At 70.7% G+C, this 17,082-nt stretch carries 13 protein-coding genes; 5 read left to right on the top strand and 8 right to left on the bottom strand.

Annotated features, from left to right (window positions below):
• Positions 1-71 precede the first annotated feature (71 nt).
• A complete protein-coding gene (locus ABZ896_RS00105; protein WP_360919293.1) occupies positions 72-965 on the bottom strand; it encodes a MurR/RpiR family transcriptional regulator in 894 nt (297 codons plus the stop codon).
• Between the two features lie 131 nt (positions 966-1,096).
• Here ABZ896_RS00105 and ABZ896_RS00110 point away from each other — a divergent pair, with 131 nt between their 5' ends.
• Entirely contained in the window at positions 1,097-1,861 is a 765-nt protein-coding gene (locus tag ABZ896_RS00110; RefSeq protein WP_360919296.1) for an SIS domain-containing protein, read from the top strand.
• A gap of 87 nt (positions 1,862-1,948) precedes the next feature.
• Here ABZ896_RS00110 and ABZ896_RS00115 read toward each other — a convergent pair whose 3' ends face one another.
• From ABZ896_RS00115 to ABZ896_RS00130, 4 genes are all read right to left on the bottom strand, one after another.
• Positions 1,949-5,017 (bottom strand): beta-N-acetylglucosaminidase domain-containing protein, encoded by a 3,069-nt coding sequence (locus tag ABZ896_RS00115; protein ID WP_360919300.1) that lies wholly within the window; start codon positions 5,015-5,017, stop codon positions 1,949-1,951.
• Positions 5,018-5,098: 81 nt separating this feature from the next.
• Entirely contained in the window at positions 5,099-6,031 is a 933-nt protein-coding gene (locus ABZ896_RS00120; protein WP_360919744.1) for a lysylphosphatidylglycerol synthase transmembrane domain-containing protein, read from the bottom strand.
• Positions 6,032-6,806: 775 nt separating this feature from the next.
• Positions 6,807-8,252: a HAMP domain-containing sensor histidine kinase gene (locus ABZ896_RS00125; protein WP_360919303.1), complete on the bottom strand. Its 1,446-nt coding sequence runs from the start codon at positions 8,250-8,252 to the stop codon at positions 6,807-6,809.
• Positions 8,249-8,938, bottom strand: coding sequence for a response regulator transcription factor (locus ABZ896_RS00130; RefSeq protein WP_360919306.1), 690 nt, complete (start codon positions 8,936-8,938; stop codon positions 8,249-8,251). Before ABZ896_RS00130 ends, ABZ896_RS00125 begins: the two co-directional genes overlap by 4 nt.
• Positions 8,939-9,088: 150 nt before the next feature.
• Here ABZ896_RS00130 and ABZ896_RS00135 point away from each other — a divergent pair, with 150 nt between their 5' ends.
• The 3 genes from ABZ896_RS00135 to ABZ896_RS00145 are packed head-to-tail and all read left to right on the top strand — an operon-like array spanning position 9,089 to position 11,896.
• Complete coding sequence (locus tag ABZ896_RS00135) at positions 9,089-10,429, top strand: ferredoxin reductase family protein (protein WP_360919310.1); 1,341 nt, start codon at positions 9,089-9,091, stop codon at positions 10,427-10,429.
• A 10-nt stretch (positions 10,430-10,439) separates the two neighbouring features.
• Positions 10,440-11,144 carry an FMN-binding protein gene (locus tag ABZ896_RS00140; protein ID WP_360919313.1) on the top strand — a complete coding sequence of 235 codons (705 nt, stop codon included), beginning with the start codon at positions 10,440-10,442 and terminating at the stop codon, positions 11,142-11,144.
• 8 nt (positions 11,145-11,152) lie between these two features.
• Positions 11,153-11,896 carry an FAD:protein FMN transferase gene (locus ABZ896_RS00145; protein WP_360919317.1) on the top strand — a complete coding sequence of 248 codons (744 nt, stop codon included), beginning with the start codon at positions 11,153-11,155 and terminating at the stop codon, positions 11,894-11,896.
• Positions 11,897-11,906: 10 nt separating this feature from the next.
• On the opposite strand, the gene ABZ896_RS00150 is transcribed toward ABZ896_RS00145, so the two are convergent.
• From ABZ896_RS00150 to ABZ896_RS00160, 3 genes are all read right to left on the bottom strand, one after another.
• Complete coding sequence (locus tag ABZ896_RS00150) at positions 11,907-12,332, bottom strand: hypothetical protein (RefSeq protein ID WP_360919320.1); 426 nt, start codon at positions 12,330-12,332, stop codon at positions 11,907-11,909.
• Positions 12,329-13,189 (bottom strand): hypothetical protein, encoded by an 861-nt coding sequence (locus ABZ896_RS00155; protein WP_360919323.1) that lies wholly within the window; start codon positions 13,187-13,189, stop codon positions 12,329-12,331. Before ABZ896_RS00155 ends, ABZ896_RS00150 begins: the two co-directional genes overlap by 4 nt.
• Positions 13,190-13,311: 122 nt before the next feature.
• Positions 13,312-15,399, bottom strand: a complete 2,088-nt coding sequence (locus tag ABZ896_RS00160) for a glycosyltransferase family 39 protein (RefSeq protein ID WP_360919326.1) — start codon at positions 15,397-15,399, stop codon at positions 13,312-13,314.
• 203 nt (positions 15,400-15,602) lie between these two features.
• On the opposite strand from ABZ896_RS00160, the gene ABZ896_RS00165 reads away from it, so the two are divergent.
• Positions 15,603-17,078, top strand: a complete 1,476-nt coding sequence (locus tag ABZ896_RS00165; protein WP_360919329.1) for an alpha/beta fold hydrolase — start codon at positions 15,603-15,605, stop codon at positions 17,076-17,078.
• Positions 17,079-17,082: the final 4 nt, after the last annotated feature.

Here is a 17,082-nt window from a genome sequence, read left to right on the forward strand (position 1 = left end):
CACCGATTGGATGATTCAAACAACCATCTTCGGGTATCTCAGGTGGTTCATCCATACAAAGTGAGCCGAGATCAGCGACCGCGCCGGTTCTTGAGCGCGTGCTGCGGGGTGATGTGGTCGGTCAGCGCCAGGGAGGCGCTGGAGCGCTGGTAGGTGAGCTGCGCGACCCGGACGTAGAGGACGTCGATGAGGACCAGTACGGAGTGCCGGCCGCCGATGCTGCCGGTGCGGCCGGGGAAGCTGGTCTCCGTGGGAGAGGCCGAGATCAGCCGGATGTCGGCGGCCCGGGCCAGCGGCGAGCGCGGGTCCGAGGTGATGGCGACGGTGGTCGCGCCGCGCTCCCTGGCCAGTTCCAGCGGCTCGATGGTCTCCCGGGTGGCGCCCGAGTGGGAGATGCCGATCGCCAGGTCGGCGGGGGTGAGCAGGGCCGCGGAGGTGGCCGCGCCGTGCACCTCGTTCCAGCCGCGCACCGCGCAGCCGATCCGGAACAGCCGGGTCTCGGTCTCCTGGGCGACCGCGCCGCTGCCGCCGACGCCGTACACGTCGATCCTGCGGGCCCGGGCCATCGCCTGGGCGGCGCGCTCCAGGGCGTCCAGGTCGATCCGGTCGATGGTCTGCTGCACCGCGCGTAGATCCGCGGTGCCGATCACCTGGACGACCCGCTCCAGGTCGTCGTCCGGGGAGATGTCCGGGCCGATCTCCGCGCTGCCCCAGTCGGAGACCTCGCTGCGGCCGCGCTCCTGGGCCAGCTCGATCAGCAGGTGCTGGTAGGAGTCGAGCCCTATGGCCCGGCAGAACCGGGTCACCGTGGCCTGGGAGGTGCCGGTGCGGCGGCCCAGCTCGGCGGCCGAGCAGTGGGTGACGGCGGCCGGATCCTCCAGGATCAGCTCGCCGACCTTGCGCAGCGAACCGGCCAGCCGGGGCAGCTCGGTGCGGATCAGTGTCGTGACGTCCGTCGCAGGCATGCGAAGAAGGTATCAGCGAAGGTGACAGCCACCCTACTGACCGGCGATTGAATACCAGGACCATGCTGTGATTTATTGATTCACCTATCGGTGGTTGTATGGTGGTTCAATCCATCAGTGGGGAGTGAAGCGTGTCCGTCGAGTCAGTCAGCGCCCAGGTCTTCGCCGAGCAGAGTCTGGCCGTCCTCCGTCACGTCACCGAGTCCGCGCGTGACGACGTGCGTCGCGCCGCCGAGCTGATCGTCGACTGTGTGCGCGGCGACGGGGTGATCCAGGCGTTCGGCACCGGGCACTCCCAGGCGATGGTGCTCGAAGTCGCCGGCCGGGCGGGCGGGTTGGTGCCGACGAACCGGCTCCAGATGGCCGACCTCGTTCTTTTCGGCGGGGACGATCCTCGTGTGCTGGACGATCCTCTGCTGGAGCGGGAGCCCGGGATCGCCGCGCGTCTCTATGATCTGGCCGCGCCGCGTGCCGAGGATCTGTTCGTGATCATCTCCAACTCCGGGGTGAACAGCGTCATCGTGGAGATGGCGCTGCATGCGAAGTCGCAGGGGCATCGGATCCTCGCCATCACTTCGCTCACTCATACGCGGGCGGTTCCCGCGGGGCATGTGAGCGGGAAGAAGCTGGTCGATCTGGCCGACGTGGTGTTGGACAACGCGGCGCCTGTGGGGGACGCGTTGCTTGAACTGCCGGGGGGTGGGGCGGTGTCCGCGCTCTCTACTCTGACCGGGGTGGCGTTGGTGCAGATGGCTGTGGCTGAGGCGTCTGGGTTGCTGATCGCTGCGGGGGAGCGGCCGCCGGTTTATGTGTCGGCGAATGTTCCCGGGGGTTTTGAGGGGAACCTGGAGCTGGAGAAGAAGTATTCGGGGCGGATTCGGAGGACGGCTAGTTAGGGGCGTGTTGAGGGGTCGCGGGGAAGCTGGCGGCCGGTGGGGGCTGGTCGCGCAGTTCCCCGCGCCCCTGGGTGGGTGGGCTGGTCCTTAGTCGACAGGTACTGGGGTCAGGGCTGCTGCCAAGGGGTACGCGCCGGTTGTCAGTGGGGCTTCTGTGGTGTCGGTGGATGTGTTCACCGGCACCAATTTGTTGCCGTCCGCCGTTGTCACGTAGGCCGTTGTGCCGTTCCAGTTCAGGGCTATGTCGAAGGCTGACTTGCCTACGGTGACTTGTTCGGCGGGGGCTCCTGTGACCGTGTCCAACGGGGTTACGTAGTCGCCGTTGCTGGGGCTGACCCACAGGGTGCGGCCGTCCGGGCTGAGGGCGAGGCCGTATGCCTGGCCAGTGACCAGGAGGGTGGGCTCCGTGTCGTTTGTGGCCGTGTCGATCGGGGTGACCGTCGAGCCGCCGGAGTTGGAGACGTAGACCGTCTTGCCGTCCGGTGCGGCCACCACGTTGAAGGGGTTCGGGCCGACCGGGATCGCCGTGCCTGCCTTCTGTGTTGTCAGGTCCACCGGGCTGACCGTGTTGTCGTGGATGTTGGCCACGTACAGGGTCTTGCCGTCCGGGGTGATCGCCATGTTCTCCGGGCCGGAGCCGACAGGGAGCGGGGTGCCGGTTGTGAGAGTGGTCGTGTCTATCGACTGCACTGTGCCGTCTGTGTAGTTCGCGACCCACAGGGTCTTGCCGTCGGGGGTGAGCGCTAGGCCTGCCGGGACCTTGCCCACCGCGACCGTGTCGGTGACCGTGCTCTTCGCCACGTCGATCACGCTGACCGTGTTCGAGCCCTGGTTGGCCGCGTATGCGGTGCGGCCGTCGGCGCTGACCACCACCTCGCCGGGGTTGTTGCCCACCGGGATGTTTGTCGTGGTCTTCGTGGTCAGGTCGATCGAACTCACCGACGCGCCGCTGAAGTTGGCGGTCAGGGCGTGTGAGTCACCGGTGCCGTCGGTGACCTGGACCGGGAGGGCACGGGAGAGGATGCCGGTGCCTTCGGCGATCACGTTGTGGACGCCTGTTGTGCTGCCGCCGGTCAGGGTGATGGTGACCGAGGACGGTGTGGTCGCCGTGCCCTCGGCGGGGGTGGCGGTGACGCCGTCCGGTACGTCGAGCTTCCAAGTGACCGACTTCGTCTGGGTGTCGGTGAGGTTGAGGGTGACCGTCGTGGAGGCTCCCGGCTTCAGGGACACCGAGGCGGGGGAGAAGGCCGCGTCGACTCCGGGGTCGGGCGCGTTCTCCAGCATCGTCGTGTAGAGGAACTGGTCCATCACGCCCGGCGAGACCTGTTGCGGGATCGCGTCCAAGTCCTTGCGCTCGGCGCGGAGTCGGGTCCAGTACTTGGAAACCGCGTCCGTGTCTCCCGCCTTGTTCGCCAGCAGCAGGTCCACGGCCGTCCCGCCCGCGGTGCCGTAGCTGCCGAGCTTGTCCAGCCAGGCCGAAGTCTCGTCCAGGAAACCGGGGTTGGCGAGGTGCGCGCGCAACTGGGCGGGCGTGGCGGCCATGTCGGCGAAGTAGCCCTTGAGCCTGGCGGCCGCCTGATCCAGCCCGCTGTCCGCCTCGTACGCCTTGCGGAAGGCGGCGATCAGCTTGGTGAGCGTGGGGGACTCGGTCGCGTCCAGCTGGGAGGAGTAGTTGTTCTCGGCGAAGATCTGGAGCCACTTGGCAGCCTGCGGTCCGCCGAGGTCCCGTACGGAGGCCAGGAAGGACCGGCGCGGGTTGTAGGCGGCCGGGTTCCAGAGGTAGTCGGCCGAGGTGAACAGCGCGAGCTTGCTCGCCTCGCCCTGGATCATCGGGTTGGCGGTGACGCCGGTCGCCGCCGTGGCGACGCCCGGCTCACGGCCCGTGTAGGGGCCGAGCAGGAGACGGCTGGTCACGTAGTCGTTGACCGGGTAGTTGTCCCAGATCAGGATCGGGTGGCCGTAGACCTCGCGGGCCTGCTTCACCTGGTCCGTGGTGATGGTCGGCGCGATGACGCCGACGCCGGTCCATTCCACGACCACGTCCGGGTCGAGCTGCTCCCGCAGGGCCTTCTTGTACGGGGAGTCGGCGAGGTCGGAGTACTCGGTGGGGACCATCTCCAGGGGTTCGAGTCCGGTGTGGTTCGCGGAGAACTCCTTCCACACCGTGTTCAGCAGCTGCGCCTGCGCGGCACCGGCCGCACCGCCGCCCGTGCCGAACTTCTGCTCGTCCGCGGCGCAGTTCCACTTCGTGTAGCTGATGTCGTCCAGCGGGATCGCGAAGGAACGGACCCCGATGGCGTACAGCGAGTCGAACTTCGCGGTCAGCGCCTTGACGTCGTCCTCGGACGAGTAGCAGACCGACAGGCCGGGGGAGAGGGCGTAGGTGAAGCGGACGTGGTTGGCGGTGGCCCGGTCGACCAGTTCCTTCAACTGGGCGAGGGCGGCGGGCGGGTACTCGTCCCGCCAGCGGGCGCGCAGATAGTCGTCGTCCTTGGGGGAGTAGACGTACACGTTCTGCTTGGTACGGCCGTAGAAGTCGAGTTGGCTGAGCCGCTCGGCGTGCGTCCACGGGGTGCCGTAGAAGCCCTCGATGGTTCCGCGCAGCGCGGCACTCGGCCAGTCGCGGATGGTCGTGACCGGCAACTCGTGCTTTCCGTCGAGGAGTTGGCGCAGGGTCTGGGCCGCGTAGAAGGTGCCGGTGGTGTCGACGCCGGAGAGGGCGAGCAGGGCCCGGCCCTGGCTGCGGCCGGCGGCGAGGACGTAGCCGCCGGAGGCCAGGCCCTTGGGGGAGCCGGCCTTGAGCCGCTTCAGCGCGCCGGCGGTGGCGCTGTTCTCGCCGGGTCCGCCGAGGTAGACGGTCAGGGCGGCGGAGGGGGTGCGGTCACCGGCGTCGACCCTGGTGATCCGGTCGGCACCGGCGGCTTTGAGCGCCGCCTCCACGACCTTGCGGGCGGCGGGGTCGGTGCCGGGGCCGACGACCTCGACGACCCGGTCGGGGACGGGGAGTTGGCCCCGTCCGGTGTGCATGCTCTGCGGGGTCGGCCACACCTGGGGGGCGGCCTGACGCGGAGCGGCCGCGGCGGGAGCCGCCGGGGCCGCGAGTCCGACGGCCAGCAACAAGGCGGCCGTACATCTGAGGTTGATGAATGAAGCCACCTGCTGATGTTAGAGATGTTGAATACATCATTCAATGGGGTGGGTGGGTCGGCAGGGGGCTTCTACAGCAGCGGAGGGCTTCTACAGCAGCTTGCGGTGGACCATCGTCGACAGGCACAGGGCGCCGGGGAGCAGGGGGAGCCAGACCGTCAGGACGCGGTAGCCGATGAGGGCGGCCGTGCCGAGGGCGACCGGGACGCCGTAGACGGAAAGGGTGAAGACCATCGCCGCGTCCACCGGGCCGATGCCGCCCGGGGCGGGGATCGAGCCGACCGCACTGCTCGCGGCGAGGTACGCGAACGCCACCTGCGCCCAGGAGAGGGTCATGCCGAGGGAGGTGCCGACCGCGTGGATCACGCTCGCCTGGAGGAGGGGTGCGGCGGCCGCGCCGCCCCAGAGCGCGAGGACGCGGCTGGGCATGGTGTGCAGACGGCGGGCGTCGGTGAGGGCGGTGCGGACGAAGGTGGTCGCGGGGCGGCGCAGGGGCGGGACGAGGGTCACCAGCAGGAGCGTGCCGCCGAGGCCGATCACCGCGGCGGCGACCGGCAGGAGCAACATGCGGTGGTCCGGGACGAGTTCACCGAGTCTCAGCAGCCCCGGCAGCGTGAACAGGAAGCCGAGCAGGACCAAGGTCTTGGCGATCGGCCGGACCAGGGAGTACAGGGCCAGGGAGGCGGTGGCCCGGGTGAGCGGGATGCCCTGGGCCTGTAGGAAGCGCAGGGTGACGGCGTGGGCGCCGAGGCTGGCCGGCAGCACGTGGTTCGCGGAACCGGCGGCGAACTGCGAGGCGATCAGGGGTCCCGTCGGCAGCCGCTCGGGCAGCGCGCCCTGCCGGACCAGCGAGGCGGACAGCCAGCCCAGACAAGTGTAGAAGAGGCCGATCAGCAGCCAATAGGGGTCGGCCGTGGCCAGCCGCGCGGTGCCGTCGTAAAGGGCGTGCCAGTCCAGTGCCGCCCAGATGGCGATGAGGAGGAGGGGGAGGAGGGTGAGCAGGCGGCGGGCGGGGCGGGCCAGGCGGGAGAGGAGGCCGGAGGAGCGGGCGGCGGCAGGGAGGGAGGCGAGGGGCGGACCGGTGCGGGCCGGGGCGGGAGCTGCCGTGGGCTGGAGCCCGTCGGGGGCGGCGGCGCCGACGTGGTGGGAACTCGGCGGTGTGAAGCGTGCGTTGGGCTCGCGCCCGTCGGAGGCGACTCGGGGTGCCGGGGCGGCGAGGGGCTCGGCGGGAGGGATCGCGGAGGCCGGGGCCGTGGGGGGCGTGGCCGGAGTCGCCGAGGACGCCGGGGTGGTGAAGCGGCGGGCGGGAGTCGTGCCGGCGGCCGGGGTGATGAGGGGCCCGGTCGGTGTGGTCGAAGGTCTCGCGGTGGGGAAGGGCCCGGCCGTGCCGGGGAGTTGGCTCGGGGGGCCGTCGAGCGGGAGCAGGGACACGGCGCACGTCGTCCTTTCGCGTCGTGTCCCACGCGCGGGGCGGGGACCGAGACGGATGCAGGCGAGGCAGTGGGGACGGGGGGAAACGTTCCCGCCCGGCGTGACGTACCGGTGTCCGGCAGCCGAAGCCGCGCGGGCGGGCGGACGACACGCCTCCTCAGAGGGTGCCCAGCGCGCGGGCCGCGGAAGCGCTCGGTCAAGGTCTGCGGAAGGGCGGCCGGAACAGGGATTGACGGGATGGGAGGTTAGGTTAGGCTTCCCTTGCGTCCGCGTCGGTTCCCGTCAGTCCGCCCGGACTCTCCCTCGCCTTCGGCCTGTCGCTGTCGGCTTGCCCCGAAGGCGAGGGAAGCACCGACGCCCCCGACGCTCAGCCCCTGAGCGCCAGCGGCAGCGACACCGTGAACACCGTCGCCCCGGGCTCGCTGCTCAGCTCGATCGTGCCGCCGTGTGCCCGGACCAGGGAGTTCGCCACCGCGAGCCCCAGCCCGCTGCCGCCCCGGTCCCGGCTGCGCGCCTTGTCGACGCGGTAGAAGCGGTCGAAGACCCGCTCCTGGTCGGCCGCCGGGATACCGGGACCCGCGTCCGCGACCCGCACCCGCGCCCGCCCGTCCCGCACCTGGACCGCGACCGAGACCACCGTGCCCGCCGGGGTGTGCATGGCGGCGTTGGTCAGCAGGTTGTCCACGACCTGGCGGATCCGCTGCGGATCCAGGCGCAGCTTCAGCGCCTGCGGCCCCGGCTCCACCGTCAGCGGCCGGTCCGGGTGGCTCGCCCGGAACGCGTCGGCGGCCTGCTCCACCAGGTCGACCAGGTCCGTCTCGGTCGGCCGCAGCGGCGTCTCCACCTCCGCCGCGTCGAGGCGGGCGAGCAGCAGCAGGTCGTCCAGGAGGAAGCCCATCCGGGCCGCCTCCGCCCGCAGCCTGGCCAGGTGCTTTTCGCGTTCCTCGGGGGCGTTGGCGGCCGCGTACTGGAAGAGGTCCGCATAGCCCCGTACGGACATCAGCGGCGTCCGCAGCTCGTGCGAGGCGTCCGCCACGAACCTCCGCAGCCGCTGCTCGGCCTCCGCCCGCACCGCGAGCGAGTCGTCGATGTGCTCCAGCATGGTGTTGAACGCGGTGCGCAGCTCCTCGACCTCGGGTCCGCCGCCCCGTTTGTCGGCGCGCAGCGGCAGCCGGGCCGCCGAGTCGGTCAGGTCGTGCGAGGCGATGCCGTGCGCGGTGTGCGCCATGTCGCTCAGCGGCTTCAGACCGCGCCTGAGCAGCTTGCGCCCAATCAACACGAGCGCCAGCAGGGCCAGCCCGAACGCCACCACCTGGACCGTGATCAGCCGCCGTACCGTGTCGTCGATGTCGTCCATGGGGGCCGCGCTGACCAGCACCACCCCGGGCTCGACCTCGCAGGCCCGCAGCCGGTAGTCGCCCTTGTCCTCGATGTGCTCGGTGGCCAGCACCTCGGTCTTCGCGACGGTCTGCGCCTTCGCCACGGAGGTGAACTCGGCGACGTCCTTCGGCAGGTCCGTCGGGTCCTCGGGCTTGCGCAGCTCGGGCGTGCCGTCCTTCACGTCGTACACCGCGTAGTACCAGCGGTAGTACTTCTTGCCCGCGAGGGTGCCGTACTCCGCGATGCTCTTGGACTGCGCGACCTGCGCGAGCGAGAGCTGTTCGTTGAGCTGGGCGGAGAGGTAGTCGCGCATGTACGTGGTCAGGGCCGTGCCCACCACCCCGAAGACCAGCAGGGCCAGCACCCCGAGCCCGAGCGCCAGCCGGGTGCCCAGGCGCATGCGGCGGTACCCGGACCGGATCCGCCGGATCATTCGGCCGCCTGCCGGATGACGTACCCGAAGCCGCGCACGGTGTGGATCAGCGGCTCGCCCGTGTCGTCCAGCTTGCGGCGCAGCCGGCTCACCACCAGCTCGACGACGTTGGAGCGCCCGCCGAAGCCGTACTCCCACACGTGGTCCAGGATCTGCGCCTTGGTGAGCACGGTCGGCGACTTGCGCATGAGGTAGCGCAGCACCTCGTACTCGGTCGGGGTCAGGGTGAGCAGTTTCTCGCCGCGGCGCACCTCGCGGGTGTCCTCGTCCATGGTGAGGTCGCCCACGGCGAGCACCGAGCGCTGGAAGCCGGGCCCGGAGCTGCGCCGCAGCACGGTCCGCAGCCGCGCCATCAGCTCCTCCACCGCGAACGGCTTGACCAGGTAGTCGTCGCCGCCCCGGGTCAGCCCGGCCACCCGGTCGGCGACCGCGTCCCGGGCCGTGAGGAAGACCACCGGCACCATCGTGCCCGAGCGGCGCAGCCGGTCCAGGACGCCGAAGCCGTCGATGTCGGGCAGCATCAGGTCGAGCACCACGATGTCCGGGTGGAACGCGGCGGCACGGCTCAGCGCCTCCTCGCCGGAGTTCGCGGTCACCGCCTCCCAGCCCTCGTAGCGGGCGACCGTCGCCACGAGATCGGCGATCGGCGGGTCGTCGTCCACGACGAGGAGTCGAACTTTTTCCACGTGTTCATAGTGCTGCACAGCGGCCTCGCAGCCAGGGGCGGGAGGGCGCCTTTCGCACATCGATAAGCTCTTGAAAGTTGTACGACAGTAAATCGACAGCTCCGGCCGGGGAAGCTCGGAAGTCCAGAGCCCCGATCAAGGAGCCCGTCCGTGACGACCGTCCAGTCACCCCCCACGCCCCCCGCGGCGATACAACGCCCGAGGGTGGTCGCCCGAACCGGCCTGTATGCCCTCCTCGCCGCCAACGCGGCCCTGACCGCCTGGTTCTTCGCCCAGGCGGGCTTCGCCTCCAACGCGCTCATCGTCATCGGCCGCCTCACCGGCCTGTACGCCGCGCTGGTGATGGCCTTCCAGCTGGTGCTGGTGGCCCGGCTGCCCTGGCTCGACCGCCGCATCGGCATGGACCGGCTGACCTCCTGGCACCGCTGGACCGGCTTCGCTCTCCTCTGGCTGCTGCTCGCGCACGCCGTCTTCATCGCCTTCGGCTATGCCGAGGGCACCGACGTCGGCCCCGTCGGACAGGTCGTGGACCTCGCCGAGACCACCGAGGGCGTGCTGCGCGCCGTCGTCGCGTTCTTCCTGATCCTCCTGGTCGGCGCCGTCTCCGCCCGCTACGCCCGGCGCCGCCTCGCCTACGAGACCTGGCACTTCATCCACCTCTACACCTATGTCGCCGTGGTCCTGGCCTTCACCCACCAGGTCGCCGTCGGTACCACCTTCGCCTCCTCGTCCGTCGCCACCGCCTACTGGTACATCGTCTGGGGAGCCGCTCTCGGTTCACTCCTCCTCGGACGAGTCGTGCTCCCGCTCTGGCGGAACTGGCGCCACCAGTTCCGGGTCACCGCCGTCGTCCCCGAGTCCGACAACGTCGTCTCCGTCTACATCAGCGGCAAGGACCTCGACCAACTGCCCGCCCGCGCCGGGCAGTTCTTCCTGTGGCGCTTCCTGACCCGCGACCGCTGGTGGCAGGCCAACCCCTTCTCGCTGTCCGCCGCCCCCGACGGCCGCACCCTGCGCCTGACCGCCAAGGCCGCGGGCGACGGCAGCGCGGCCCTGCGCCACGTCAAGGTCGGCACCCGCGTCTTCGCCGAGGGCCCCTACGGCGCCTTCACCGCCCTGCACCGCGTCCGCAGCGAGTCCCTGCTGATCGCCGGCGGTGTCGGCGTCACCCCCATCCGCGCCCTGCTGGAGGAGATCGAGGGCCACGCGGTCGTCGTCTACCGGGTGGGCAGCGACCGGGACGCAGTCCTCTACGACGAGCTGCGCGAGCTGGCGCTCGCCAAGGGCGCCGACCTCCACCTGGTCACCGGGCCGCCGGTGCCGGACCGGCTGGCACCCGCCGAGCTGGTCAAGCTGGTGCCGGACATCGCGGAGCGGGACGTCTTCCTGTGCGGACCGCCGCCGATGATGAACGCCGTGCTGGGCACCCTGCGGGAGCTGAACGTGCCCAAGGCGCAGACCCACTTCGAGCGCTTCAGCCTGGCGGGATGAGGAAGAGACCGTGAAACGAGCCATACCTGTCGTCGTCCTGAGCATCGCGGGCCTGGTGCCCGTGTGGCTCTACGAGCCGTCCGCCGCCTCCTCCACCGTCCAGGCCACCACACCGGCGCCGTCCGCCTCGGCGTCTTCCGGTTCCTCGTCGGGGACCGTCGTCAAGGGATCGACGGTGGACACCGAGAAGGGTCCCGTTCAGGTCCAGGTGACCTTCGAGGGCACCAAGATCACCGCGGTCAGGATGCTTCAGCAGCCGAACCACCCGCAGACCACGGCGGCGGTACCCAAGCTGATCGCGGAGACCTTGGAGGCACAGAGCGCGGACATCGACACCGTGTCCGGAGCGACGATCACCAGCACCGGCTACCGGGAGTCCCTTCAGTACGCCATCGACCAGAACGCCGAAGCGGCCTCGGCCTCCCCGTCTCCGACGGCATCGGCCTCCGCCGCGGCGTCCAAGACCGTGGACGGAACGGCGGTCGACACGGAGAAGGGCACCGTCCAGGTCCAGGTGACCTTCGAGGGCGACAAGATCAGCGCCGTCCAGATGCTCCAGCAGCCGAACCACCCGCAGACGACGGCCGCGGTGCCGAAGCTGATCGCGGAGACCTTGGAGGCGCAGAGCGCGGACATCGACTCCGTGTCCGGTGCGACCATCACCAGTGAGGGCTACAAGGAGTCCCTCCAGGCGGCGATCGACGCGAAGGGCTGATCTCCGCGATGCACCGAGTCGAACACGTCATGGGCTTCCCCGTCTCGCTCCGGGTCGACGACGAGGGCGTCCCCGAGTCCGCGGCGGACGCGGTCTTCGCATGGCTGCGCGAGGTCGACGCCCGGTTCAGCCCGTTCAAGGAGGACAGCGAGGTGTCGCGGTACGGCCGCGCCGAGCTGACCGCCGACGAACTGAGCGCCGACCTGCGCGAGGTCCTCGCCCTGTGCGAGCACTACCGTCTCGCCACCGGCGGCGCCTTCGACGTACGGCTGCCCGGCCGCGGTCTCGACCCCTGCGCGGTGGTCAAGGGCTGGTCGGTGCAGCGGGCGGCGGAGCTGCTGAAGTCGGCCGGTGCCGCGCGGTTCGTCCTGAACGCCGGCGGTGACGTGGTCGCCGCCGGCGGCCCCTGGCGGGTGGGCGTACGCCACCCCGAGCACGCCGACAAGCTGTGCACGGTGCTGTCGCTCACGGACGGCGCGGTCGCCACGTCCGCCCGCTACGAACGCGGCGACCACATCCTCGACGGCCGCACCGGCCGCCCGGCGACGGGCCTGCTCAGCCTGACGGTCGTGGCCCCGACCCTGACAGAGGCCGACTCCGTCGCCACGGCCGCCTTCGCGATGGGCACCGAGGGCGTCGACTGGGCGGCCTCCCTGAAGGGCTGCGAGGTGTTCGCGGTGGACGGGGAGCGACGGGTGCTGCGGACGCCCGGGTTTCCCACGGCGGCCGGCGGGGGCTCGGAGGCCGCGTGACGGAGCCCGCCTACGGAATGGGGCCACCTGTCGGCGGGACCGGATCGGGCGGCGCGGGCGGGACGGCGGTCACCGCCGTCACCCGGCGGACCGGGCGCCCGATCGCCGTCTCCAGGGTGCGGCCCGGCATCCGGGACAGGCCGAAGATGACGGCCAGGGAGATCGACGGCGCGCCGACCGCGAACGCGGCGACGAGCGGCTCGCCGGCGTCGAGGCTGTACTTGGCGAACAGCAGCATCGCCCCGACCGACAGCAGAGCGAACACCTGCCCCATGGCCCGCTGGCCGACCGTCGCCCACGCCATCCGGCGCCGGTGCCTCTCGTCGACCCGGAACTCCTCCCAGATCTCGGCCGCGAGACCGGGCTTGACCAGCTCCCACTCCCGCGCCACGCTCGCGTCCCACCGCAGCCCCGGGCCGGTGTCCTGGCGTGTCATCGGCGCTCCCGGCCGTGTGCGGGGTCGACGCCGACGTCGTCCTTGTCCAGCGAGATCTGATAGGTCGTCTGCAGGGGCGCTGCACGCAGGTTCTGGTGGGCCCGGAGCCAGGCCAGTGTGCGAGCGGCGGAGTCGTGTCCCGCCCGCTGGGCCTGAATGAACCATTCGGTCGCCGCGGTGAGGTCCGCCGCGTCGGCCAGCGACAGCCCCAGGTTGTACGCGGCGTCCGCGCTGCCCCGCAGAGCGCCCTTGCGCCACCACCGGCGGGCCCGTTCGGGATCGCCCCGTTCGTTCCACAGCAGGCCCAGCAGCGAGTCCGCGTCCGCCACCCCGTGCTCGGAGGCGGTGACCCACGCCCGCTCGGCCTCCTCGATGTGGCCCTCCTCGCGCAGGAGCAGCCCGAGGTCCTTGGCGGCGAGGGCCGCACCGGCTTCGAAGGCCAACCGCAGTTGCCGTTCCGCCTGCCCGTACCGGCCGGCCCGCAAGGAGGTCAGCCCCAGGAAGTGCAGGGCCCGCGCGCTGCCCCGGCTGCCGGCCTCCTGCCACAGGCGGCGGGCCTCCTCGGTCCCGCCCGTGCGCAGGCGGAGCACGCCGAGGTCGGTGAGTGCTCGCGTGTTCCCGTCGTCCGCCAGTTTCTGGAGCAGCCGCGCGCCTTCCTCCGTCCGCCCGCTGCGGATGAGTTCGAGCGCCTGGCGGTGGACCTCGGTCTCCGGCGGCGACCCCAGGGCGGTGTAGGCGGTGGTCCAGTGGCGCCTGAGCCGTTCGTGGAAGTCCGGCTCCTCCTGCCGGGCGTCCACCGGCGCATGGCCGGGGGCGAGGACGTCGAGCGCGCCGTCGAGCAGGGACCGCCATGCCATCCGCCGTACCCCCCTCCACCGGCTCTCGCCGCTCAACTGTAGGGGAAGGTCACGAAGTTGGGCAGAAGGAAGGGCGGGCCCCGGTGTGGAACCGGGGCCCGCCCTCTGTCGTGCCGGTGAGGTCAGCTGACGTCGGAGGTGTCCAGGCGGTACAGGCCGCTGTAGTCGGAGACCGCCGTGCCGTTCTTCTTGACCCAGGTGGAGATCTCGGAGTTCGTGCCCTGGCCGCCGTCGCTGCTGATGACGATGTAGTGCAGCTTGCCGGACTTCACCAGGCTCTTCAGCTTGGCGAGGGTCATCGCGTTGTCGGAGCCGGACCAGCCGCCCATGGAGATCACCGGCTCGCCGGACTCCAGGATGATCGAGGAGGCGGTCTGGTCGGTGGCGACCGCGACGAGCCAGGTGGCGCCGTCCTGGTTCTTCTTCAGGTACGTGATCATCGCGGAGGAGACCTGGGTTCCACCGCCCATGCCGCCGGCGGTGCGGGCGGATTCGGTGCCGGACTCGGATTCGGTGCCGGTGGTGCCGGCGGTCCCGGTGGTTCCGGTGGTGCTGCTGCTGGTGCCCGACGGGGCGTTGCCGGACGGGGGTTCGCCCATGGACCGGCCGCCGCTGGTCGTCGTACCGCTGCCGCTCGGGCGCTGGCCGCCGCCCATGCCGCCGCCACCGCCCATGCCGCCGGTGCTGGGGCCGGCCGTCGGGTTCGTGCCGTTCGTGCTGGAGGTGGCCGCCGAGGCGGAGTAGGCCGCGGGGCCGGCGAGGAGGGCGACGACCGCGGCGAGGGCCGCGATGCCGGTGAGGCGCTGTCGCTTGGAGAAGCGCCCGAGGAGGAGCCCGATCACCGCGAGGGCGCCGGCGACACCGGCGACGACCTCGGCGACCGTGTACAGCGTTCCGGAGCCGGAGACCCGCTGGAGGAGGACGACCGCCCAGGCGGTGCTGGCCGCGATCGCCGCGGGGAGCACCCAGGCCCACTTCGCCGCCGTACCCTCCTGGAAGGCCTTGTACAGCATCACCCCGCCGATACCGGCCAGGGCCGCGATGCCGGGGGCCATGGCGGTGACGTAGTACGGGTGGAAGGTGCCCTCGGCGAGGGCGAAGGTCAGGTAGTGGAAGACGAACCAGCCGCCCCACAGCAGCAGCGCGGCCCGCTTGGCGTCGGTGCGCGGCGCCCGGCCGCGCAGCACCAGGCCGCCGATCAGCGCGACCAGCGCGAAGGGGATCAGCCAGGAGATCTGGCCGCCCATGATGTCGTTGAACAGCCGGTACAGGCCCGCCTCGCCGCCGAAGCTCGCGCCGTTGCCCTGCGAGCCGACCGACGAACTCGCCCCGAAGATGCGGCCGAAGCCGTTGTAGCCGATGACCAGGTCCCAGACGGTGTTGTCGGTGGAGCCGCCGATGTAGGGGCGGGAGGAGGCGGGGATGAGGTCGACGACCACCATCCACCAGGCGCTGGAGACCACCAGCGCCACGGTGCCGACGGCCAGATTGCGGATACGGCGGCCGAGGGAGACCCGCGCGGCCCACAGGTAGACCAGGAAGAACGCCGGCAGGACGACGTACGCCTGCATCATCTTCGTGTTGAACGCGAAGCCGATCGCGACGCCCGACCAGACCAGCGGCATCAGCCGCCCGGTGCGTACGGCCTTCATCAGCGCGGCCGCGCCCAGCAGCATCAGGAAGACCAGGATCGGGTCGGGGTTGGTGTCCCGGTTGATCGCGACCGTGATGGGCGTGAGGGTGAGCGCGAGAGCGGCGACCGTGGCGGCGACGGGGCCGAAGTCCCGCTTGACCATGCGGTACAGCAGGGCCACCGAGCCGGTGCCGACCGCGACCATCGGCAGCATCAACTGCCAGGTGCCGTACCCGAAGAGGCGGGCCGACAGGCCCATCACCCACAGCGCGAACGGCGGCTTGTCGACGGTGATGAAGCTGCCGGAGTCCAGCGCGCCGAAGAAGAACGCCTTCCAGCTCTTGGTGCCGGAGTAGACGGCCGCGTTGTAGAAGGTGTTGCCGCTGATGGACGACAGATTCCAGGCGTACAGCGCCGTGGCCAGCACCAGGATCGCCCAGAGCGCGGGCCGGGCCCAGCGGGGGTCCTCGGGGGCACCGGCGAGGAGCCTCTTCAGCCGGCCTGCCGCGGCGGGCGGCGCGGCCCGGTGCCGGCCCTCCTGGGAGGCCGGCGCGGGCGGTGGGGCGAGGGTCGTCATGGCCTGTACTCCTGGTCTGCGAGCGGTGATTGCTCAGACCATGGGCGCCGTGCCTGGGTGATCCCTGTGGCTTCACTGAACGGCGGATGAGAATCAGCGGACTCACAGGCAAGGCACAGACGGTTGGCCCGGCACCGGGACGGTTATATTCCTGGGAACCGAAACGGGCCGCTCGGGACGGGGACACGACGACGGGGGGAACCGTGGACAGGGCCGCGATAGTTTTCGTTCACGGACTGTTCTCCTCGTCCGAGACCTGGCGCGATCTCCGCGCGCAGTTATCGGGGATGCCCGGCATTGCACAGGAATTCGACCTGCTTTTCTTCGACTACGCGACACCGCGGTCGTCGATCAGCCCGCTGCGCAAAATTCCGAACCTCGACACCGTCGCCGAGAGCCTCAGAAGTTATCTCGACGGCCAGCCGGTCTCCCATCAGCGTCTGGTCTTCGTCACCCACAGCCAGGGCGGGCTCGTGGTGCAGCGCTATCTGTCACGGATGCTCGCCGAGGGGCGCGGCTGGGAACTCGCCCGGATCCGGCGGGTGGTGATGTTCGCCTGCCCCAACAACGGTTCGGAACTCTTCCTGTTGCTGCGCCGCAGTCTCATGGGTGTCATCGGCAACAACCAGGAGCGTGAACTGCGGCCGCTCCAGGCCTCGGTGCAGGAGGCGCAGCGCAGGGTGATGACGGGCATCGTGCACGCCCGGTACGTGTCCAGCGACCGCTGCCCGATCCCCTTCATGTCCTACGCCGGGGAGAGCGACAACGTGGTCTCGCACTCCTCGGCCGTGGGGGTCTTCCCCGAGGCCGCCGTGCTGCCCGGCGACCATTTCTCCGTCATCAAGCCGGGCCCCGACGGACGGCTCGTTCGCGCGTTGCGCGGCAATCTGGACAAAGCCCTGCTGGAGCCATTTCCGGAGGAGTCGGTTTCGGGTGCGCCCACGCATGCGCATTCAGGGGCGAGAAGTGAGGAGTTTCTGGCAGAACACGAGATGTTCGGGCCGGTTGTCGTGCGGACCGGTGATTCCACCACGCCGTTCTTCATTCACGGCGGCCCGCTGGAACAGCTGCGCGGTATCGACGTCATCGCGTCGTCGGAGAACATCTACCTGCAGATGTCCCAGTTCTTCAAATCCTCGACCTCGGGCAGTCTGCGCCGTGCCGCCGCCGTGAAAGGGGCCGGCGGGGAGATCCTCGAGGACGTGGCCGGCGACAGCCTCATCGCCTGGCTGCGGACCAACGCCCGCTACGGTCTCCCGGTCCGCGAGGGCACGGTCGCACCGACCCCGTCCGGCGCGCTCGCCGAACGCGGCGTCCACCGCATCTACCACGCGGCCGTCGTCACCCCGGTGGACGGCACCGGCGAGTACATCGTCAACCCGCACGCCATCACCCGCGCCACCCACAACATTTTCGAGGTGGCCCGCAGAGAACGCCGCGAACTGGGCCTGCACCTCAGCTCCATCTGCCTTCCCCTGTTCGGCTCCGGGCGCGGTGACATCACACCCGACCGGAGCTTCGACCTCGTCTGGGGCGCGCTGATGAGCGAACTGTCCGACGACAGCGACAGTTCGTGGAGCATCCACTTCGCCGCCCGCAGAAGACGCAGCTTCGACCGGCTCAGGGAACGGCTGCTCGCGAAGCAGGCGGAGCACGACGCGGAGCACGGCATGGCGTAGGTCC

It is taken from the genome of Streptomyces sp. NPDC047072 (assembly GCF_040643855.1).
Taxonomy (GTDB): Bacteria; Actinomycetota; Actinomycetes; order Streptomycetales; family Streptomycetaceae; genus Streptomyces.